Here is a 6804-nt window from a genome sequence, read left to right as displayed (position 1 = left end):
GGTGTGCTTGGCGGCGACGTTGGACTGGATGAAGTCAGCACCCTTTAGCAACACGCCCTAAGGCTCCGCACGGTAATGACGAGCACGACCAGTACGAACACAGCCGAGACCACGGCTGAGCGCCTGCGCCGTTCGACGACGCTGCGCACCCTCTGGCTGGTCGTGGCGGTGGTCGTGCTGCTCGTCGTCATGGCGGTCTCCACCGCCGTGGGCTCGCGCGACGTGGGGCTGGCCGACATCCTCGCCGCCTACGGGGGCTCCGCCGACGGATTCGACCAGGCCTCCGTCGCCAAACGCATCCCCCGCACCGTCCTGGCCGTCGTCGCCGGGGCGGCGCTCGGCGTCACCGGCGCGGTGATGCAGGGCGTCACCCGCAACCCGTTGGCCGACCCCGGCATCCTCGGGGTCAACACCGGTGCGGCGCTGGCCGTCGTCATGGGCATGGCGTTCCTGGGCCTGACCACCACCAACCAGTACATCTGGCTGGCGATGGCGGGTGCGGCGGTGACCGCCGTGGTCGTCTACGTCATCGGCTCACTGGGCCACGGCGGGGCCACCCCGCTGAAACTCGCGCTCGCCGGCTCCGCCACGGCGGCGGCGTTGACGTCCTTCATCAGCGCGATCATGCTCACCCGCGCCGACCTCGTCGACCTCGCCCGCGACTGGCAAGTCGGCGGCGTCGGCGGCGGCACGTGGGACTCCATCCGGCTCGTCGCCCCCTTCCTGGTCGTGGGTTTCCTGGTCTGCCTGCTGTCCGCACGCGGGTTGAACTCCCTCGCCCTCGGCGACGAACTGGCCGCCGGGCTGGGCGAGCGGGTGGCCTTGACCAGGGCGTGCGCCGCCCTGGGGGCGGTGGTGCTGTGCGGTGCGGTGACGGCGGTGACCGGGCCCATCGGGTTCGTCGGCCTCGTCGTCCCGCACGCCTGCCGGCTGCTCGTCGGCGTGGACCACCGGTGGCTGATCCCCTTCGCCGCGGTGTCCGGCGCGGTGCTGCTCGTCGCCGCGGACATCCTGGGACGCATCGTCGCCCGCCCGTCCGAACTGGAGGTCGGCATCCTCACCGCCCTGATCGGTGCGCCCGTGTTCATCGCCATCGTCCGACGTCAGAAGGTGCGTGCGCTATGAGTGTAACCAGCACAATTCAGGCCGTCGCGGCGGAACGACGCGGCCGCCACCGGCGGTGGTGGACGCTCGTGGCCGTGCTCGTGACCCTCGTCGTGGCGTCCTACCTGGCGTCCTTGAGTTACGGGCACACCGTGTACCCGCTCGGCGACGTGTGGCGCGTGGCCACCGGCGAGACCGTGCCCGGGGCGAGTTTCACCGTGGGACGCCTGCGCCTGCCGCGCGCGTCGCTGGCGGTGGTCTGCGGCCTGGCCTTCGGCCTCGGCGGTGTGGTCTTCCAGACGATGCTGCGCAACCCCCTGGCCAGCCCGGACATCATCGGCATCAGTTCGGGAGCATCCGCCGCGGCGGTTTTCGCCATCCTCAGCCTGTCGCTGAGCCGGGCCGGCGTGTCCGCCTTCGCCATCGCCGCCGGGCTCGGTGTAGCGCTGCTCGTCTTCGCCCTGGCGTGGAAGGGCGGGGTGGCCGGCACCCGGCTGATCCTGGTCGGCATCGGGGTCTCGGCGATCCTCACCAGCCTCACCAACTGGCAGCTCTCCGGGGCACAGACGTGGGACACCCAGACGGCGATGCGCTGGCTCACCGGCAGCCTCAACAACGCCGTGTGGAACGACGTCCGTCTCGTCCTGCTCGCCCTGGTCGTGCTGGTGCCGGTGCTGCTGGCGCAGTGGCGCAACCTCTCGGTCACCCAGCTCGGCGACGAGACCGCCGGCGCCCTCGGCGTACGAGTCACCCTGACGCGGCTGGTCCTCGTCGTCGCGGCGGTGGGGCTGATCGCCTTCGCCACCGCCGCGGCCGGGCCGATCGCCTTCGTCGCCTTCCTGTCCGGGCCCATCGCCGCACGGCTCGTGGGGCCGGGCACGAACCTGCTCATTCCCGCCGCCCTCGTCGGCGCGTTGCTGGTGCTCATCGCCGACTTCGCCGGCCAGTGGGCCTTCGACGCCCGCTACCCGGTGGGTGTCGTCACCGGTGTGCTCGGCGCGCCGTACCTGATCTACCTCATCATCCGCACCAACCGGCGCAACGCCACTGGAGGCGCACTGTGACTCGTGAACACTCCCTCGCCGTCGAGGACCTGAACCTGGGCTACGGGGACCGCGCGGTGATCCGCGGCATCGACCTCAGCGTGCTGCCCGGCAGGGTCACCGGCATCATCGGTGCCAACGCGTGCGGCAAGTCCACGCTGCTGAAGTCCATGTCCCGGCTGCTCAAGCCCACGTCGGGCCACGTCCTGCTGGACGGCAGGGACGTGCACTCGCGTCCGGCCAAGGAGCTCGCGCGCACCCTGGGGCTGCTGCCGCAGTCGCCGATCGCCCCGGAGGGCATCACCGTGGCCGACCTGGTGGGACGCGGACGCCACCCGCACCAGGGCATCATGTCGCGCTGGTCGGCCGCCGACGACGAGGCCGTGGCCTTCGCCCTGGACACCACCGGCACCGCCGCGCTGGCCGACCGGGCCGTCGACGAACTCTCCGGCGGGCAGCGCCAACGCGTGTGGATCGCCATGGCGCTCGCACAGCAGACCGACCTGATGCTGCTGGACGAGCCGACGACCTTCCTCGACATGGCCCACCAGGTCGAGGTGCTGGACCTGCTCACCGACCTGAACGAGGCGTCCGGCATCACCATCGTGATGGTGCTGCACGACCTCAACCTCGCCGCCCGTTACTGCGACCAGGTCGTGATGATCGCCGACGGGGGAGTGGAGGCCGTGGGAGCGCCGGCGGAGATCTTCACCGAGGCCCGCGTGGAGAAGGTGTTCGGGCTGCACTCGCGCATCATCGACGACCCGGTGTCCGGCACGCCGCTGGTGCTGCCGATCGGACGGCACCGGGTGCTGTGAGCTAACCGGTCGCACCCGTGTTCATCCCCAGGTTCATCCCCAGGTTCGCCCGCAACGTGGAGTGCGTGGGGAGCCCCGACGGGGACGGTCGGGCGCCGAGGGACACGAGCTCCGGCACGACCTCGTCGCACAGGAACCGGAGGTCCTCGGGGATGAGCCGGGGCATCAGGATGAACCCGTCCAGGCCCGTCTCCTCGACGATGCGCACCAGGTGCCCGGCGACGTCCCGGCCGGACGGCGCACGCCCGCCGGTGGTGGGGGTGTGGAAGTGCAGTCCCGCCGGGCCCGGCTCGCCAGGGGAGCCGAACTCGGGGAACCCGGCGGCGGAGACGAAGTAGCCCGGCATGAGCCGCGGGGCGTCCTGCCCGGTACGTCCCTCCTCCCCGGCGAAGGTGCGCAGGGTTCCGACGGCCCGGCGGGCGTCGTCGGCGTCCCTGAGTGCGGTGAACACCACGTCGGCGTCGCGCGCCGCGGTGCGCAGGAAACCGTCGGACGCCCCGGCCATCACCACCGGCGGGTGGTCCTGCACTGACCGGTGCAGGGTGAGCGGGCCGGCGACGTCGAAGTACTCGCCGTGGTGGTCGACGGGGCGCACCGTACCGGGGCGCGTCCACCGCCGGGCGTCGGCGTCGGCGACCACCGCGTCGGCGTCCCAGGACGTCCACAGCCGTTTCACGAGGGACACCGCCTCGGCGTGGCGGGCCTTCATCCCCTCACGCGTGTCCTCCGGGCGGTGCGCGAAGTTCGGCTGCTCCAGGCCCGGGTGCGAGGACACCGCGTTCCAGCCGGCGCGTCCCCCGGACAGGTGGTCGAGGCTGAGGATCTGGCGGGCCAGCGGGAAGGGCTCGTACCAGGTGGTGGACAGGGTGGGGACCAGGCCGATGCGGGAGGTGACGGCGGCGAGGTAGCTGAGCAGGGTGAGCGGCTCGAACCAGCTGTCCACCATCGACGGGTCGGCACGCCCGGGCGGGGCGGCGTTGGCGACGTGCTTGTCGGGCAGGAAGAGGAAGTCCATGCCGGCAGCCTCGCAGTCACGGGCGAGCCCGGCGTACAGCGTGGGGTCCATGGCGCGGGAGGTGAACTCCGGGGACTCCGGCCAGGCGTTCTGGAGCTGCCACGGGCTTGCGGGGAGGACGCCGAGGTACATGGGGGTGAGCCTAGCATTACCTCATGCCGTTGGGTCGCCCTCCGGCCCGCGCACACACGGCCTATGATGGTTCACGACGCGAAGTACACCGGCAGGAACGGGAGATCAAGATGGTCAAGGTAATGGTCACAGGCGTGGACTCGAGCGAGACGGCGCTGCGGGCCGCACGGAAGGCCGCCGAGCTGGCGGAGGGGTTCGGTGCGGAGCTGCACGTCGTCACCGCCTACGCGGCGAACGACTCCTACAGTATCGAGACCGAGGGCGGCAGCGACGGCAGCAGCCCCGCGGCGTCCTCCACGACCTCGGACGGTCTGGCGACCAACGCCCGCAGCAGCGCGGACGCCGTCGCCGCCGAACTGCGCGCGGCGCACCCGGAACTCACCGTCGTGGCGTCCGCCGGGGTGGGCTCCCCGGCGGAGGTGCTCGTCGGCAAGGCCGAGGCGCTGGACGCCGACCTGATCGTGGTGGGAAACAAGCGCGTCCAGGGGCTCGCGCGGATCCTGGGCAGCGTGGCGCGCAAGGTCACCGCCGAGGCGGGCTGCAACGTCTACATCGTCAACACCGTGCACCGATAGAAGGGCCGGCACCCGCCTGGCACACTGGACGCATGCCTGAACAGCAGCCCACCGCAGGGGCCTACGCGCACGGGTTCGCCCGCGTCGCCGCCGCCACCGTCCCGGTCGCCGTCGCCGACCCTGCCACGAACGCCCGCACCATCCTCGACACCGCCCGTGACCTGCACGGGCGTGATGTCGCCGTCGCCGTGTTCCCCGAGCTCAGCCTCACCGGCTACGCCATCGAGGACCTGGTGATGCAGGACGTCCTCCTCGACGCCGTCACCGACGCGCTCGCCGACATCGTCGCCGCGTCCGCCGACCTCCTCCCCGTGCTGGTCGTCGGCGCGCCGCTGGTGCACGGCAACCGGCTGTACAACTGCGCCGTGGTCGTCCACCGTGGCCGCATCCTCGGTGTGACCCCGAAGTCCTACCTGCCGACGTACCGGGAGTTCTACGAGCGCCGCTGGTACGCGCCGGGCGACGACGTGCGCGCGGCGAGCATCAGCATCGGCGGGCAGGACGTCCCCTTCGGCTCCGACCTGCTCTTCGAGGCGTCCGACGTGCCCGGGCTCACGCTGCACGCGGAGATCTGCGAGGACATGTGGGTGCCGGTGCCGCCGTCGTCGCTGGCGGCGCTGCAGGGGGCGACGGTGCTGCTGAACCTGTCGGGCAGCCCGATCACGGTGCAGCGCGCCGACGACCGTCACCTGCTGGCGAAGTCGGCGTCGGCACGCAACCTGGCGGCGTACGTGTACGCCGCCGCCGGTCAGGGCGAGTCCACCAACGACGTCTCGTGGGACGGTCTGACGATGGTCCACGAGCGCGGCGTGCTGCTCGAGGAGACGGAGCGTTTCCCCGACGGCCCGCGCGTCAGCGTCGCCGACGTGGACGTCGCCGGGCTACGCGCCGCGCGCCTGCGCCAGGGCACCTTCGACGACAACCGCCGGAGCGTGCAGGACGCCGTGGGCACGCGGGACGCGGCGTTCCGCACCGTCTCCTTCACCCTCGGCGCCCCGCGCGGTGACGTGGGACTGTACCGCGACGTGGCGCGCTTCCCGTTCGTGCCCGGCGACCCGGCTCGTCTGGCGCAGGACTGCTACGAGACCTTCAACATCCAGGTGTCCGGCCTGGTCCAGCGGCTGCAGGCCATCGGGAACCCGCGGCCGGTGATCGGGGTGTCCGGCGGGCTGGACTCCACCCACGCGCTGCTGGTCGTGGCCCGGGCGATGGACCGTACCGGGCGTCCGCGCTCCGACATCCTGGCCTACACGATGCCCGGCTTCGCCACGAGCGACCACACGAAGTCGAATGCGGTGAAGCTCGCCGAGGCGATGGGGGCGACGATCGAGACCCTGGACATCCGGCCGGCGGCCACCGAGATGCTGCGGCAGATGGGGCATCCCGCCGGCGACGGCGAGCCGGTGTACGACGTCACCTTCGAGAACGTGCAGGCGGGCCTGCGCACCGACTACCTGTTCCGCCTGGCCAACCACCTCGGCGGGGTGGTGGTGGGCACCGGTGACCTCTCCGAGTTCGCCCTGGGCTGGTGCACCTACGGTGTCGGCGACCAGATGAGCCACTACGCGGTGAACTCCGGTGTGCCGAAGACGCTGATCCAGCACCTGATCCGCTGGGTCATCGCCGACGGGACCGTGGTCGGGGAGGACGCCGCGGTGGTGCTGCGCTCGGTGCTGGACACCGAGATCAGCCCGGAGCTCGTGCCCGCCGGGGCGGACGGGCAGGTGCAGTCGACCGAGGACACGATCGGGCCGTACGCGCTGCACGACTTCACGTTGTGGCACGTGCTGCGCGGGACGCGGCCGTCCACGATCGCCTTCCTGGCGTGGCACGCATGGCGCGACGCCGACGCCGGCGAATGGCCCGCGGGGTTCCCCCCGCAGGACCGCTACACCTACGACCTGGCCACGATCGTGCGGTGGGAGCGCACGTTCCTGCAGCGTTTCTTCGGCTTCGCGCAGTTCAAGCGCACCGCGGTGCCGAACGGGCCGAAGGTGTCGCCGGCGGGTTCGCTGTCGCCGCGGGGCGACTGGCGGGCCCCGTCCGACGGCAACGCCCGCGCCTGGCTGGCGGAACTCGACGCCGCGTACCCGCCGGAGTAGTCGCGTCCCGGAGAA

Annotated in this window: 6 protein-coding genes; 5 read left to right on the top strand and 1 reads right to left on the bottom strand. The window is 71.8% G+C overall.

Features of this window, described 5'->3' with window-relative positions; translation table 11 throughout:
- Positions 1 to 75 precede the first annotated feature (75 nt).
- From ACT3TD_RS11045 to ACT3TD_RS11035, 3 genes are read left to right on the top strand one after another with little or no spacing between them, the layout of a single operon-like run.
- Positions 76 to 1125, top strand: a complete 1050-nt coding sequence (locus ACT3TD_RS11045) for a FecCD family ABC transporter permease (RefSeq protein WP_441579805.1) — start codon at positions 76 to 78, stop codon at positions 1123 to 1125.
- Positions 1122 to 2168: a FecCD family ABC transporter permease gene (locus ACT3TD_RS11040; RefSeq protein ID WP_301441765.1), complete on the top strand. Its 1047-nt coding sequence runs from the start codon at positions 1122 to 1124 to the stop codon at positions 2166 to 2168. The genes ACT3TD_RS11045 and ACT3TD_RS11040 overlap by 4 nt, the downstream gene beginning before the upstream one ends.
- Positions 2165 to 2965, top strand: a complete 801-nt coding sequence (locus ACT3TD_RS11035; protein WP_301441766.1) for an ABC transporter ATP-binding protein — start codon at positions 2165 to 2167, stop codon at positions 2963 to 2965. Before ACT3TD_RS11040 ends, ACT3TD_RS11035 begins: the two co-directional genes overlap by 4 nt.
- Position 2966: 1 nt before the next feature.
- On the opposite strand, the gene ACT3TD_RS11030 is transcribed toward ACT3TD_RS11035, so the two are convergent.
- The gene (locus ACT3TD_RS11030; protein WP_441579804.1) at positions 2967 to 4112 is read right to left on the bottom strand and encodes an LLM class flavin-dependent oxidoreductase; all 1146 of its coding nucleotides are present in this window, start codon (positions 4110 to 4112) and stop codon (positions 2967 to 2969) included.
- Positions 4113 to 4246: 134 nt separating this feature from the next.
- On the opposite strand from ACT3TD_RS11030, the gene ACT3TD_RS11025 reads away from it, so the two are divergent.
- Together ACT3TD_RS11025 and ACT3TD_RS11020 are read left to right on the top strand one after the other, a co-directional pair.
- The gene (locus ACT3TD_RS11025) at positions 4247 to 4687 is read left to right on the top strand and encodes a universal stress protein (RefSeq protein ID WP_441579803.1); all 441 of its coding nucleotides are present in this window, start codon (positions 4247 to 4249) and stop codon (positions 4685 to 4687) included.
- Between the two features lie 32 nt (positions 4688 to 4719).
- Positions 4720 to 6789, top strand: coding sequence for an NAD(+) synthase (locus tag ACT3TD_RS11020; protein ID WP_301441768.1), 2070 nt, complete (start codon positions 4720 to 4722; stop codon positions 6787 to 6789).
- The last annotated feature ends 15 nt before the right edge of the window (positions 6790 to 6804 follow it).

The organism is Corynebacterium sp. AOP36-E1-14 (assembly GCF_052377495.1).
GTDB lineage: Bacteria > Actinomycetota > Actinomycetes > Mycobacteriales > Mycobacteriaceae > Corynebacterium.
This window is presented reverse-complemented; position numbering and strand designations above follow the sequence as displayed.

Excerpts from the sequence above, each read along its gene's own strand:
- ACT3TD_RS11045 (WP_441579805.1), top strand. The coding sequence starts at position 76 with ATGACGAGCACGACCAGTACGAACACAGCCGAGACCACGGCTGAGCGC.
- ACT3TD_RS11040 (WP_301441765.1), top strand. The coding sequence starts at position 1,122 with ATGAGTGTAACCAGCACAATTCAGGCCGTCGCGGCGGAACGACGCGGC.
- ACT3TD_RS11030 (WP_441579804.1), bottom strand. The coding sequence starts at position 4,112 with ATGTACCTCGGCGTCCTCCCCGCAAGCCCGTGGCAGCTCCAGAACGCC.
- ACT3TD_RS11020 (WP_301441768.1), top strand. The coding sequence starts at position 4,720 with ATGCCTGAACAGCAGCCCACCGCAGGGGCCTACGCGCACGGGTTCGCC.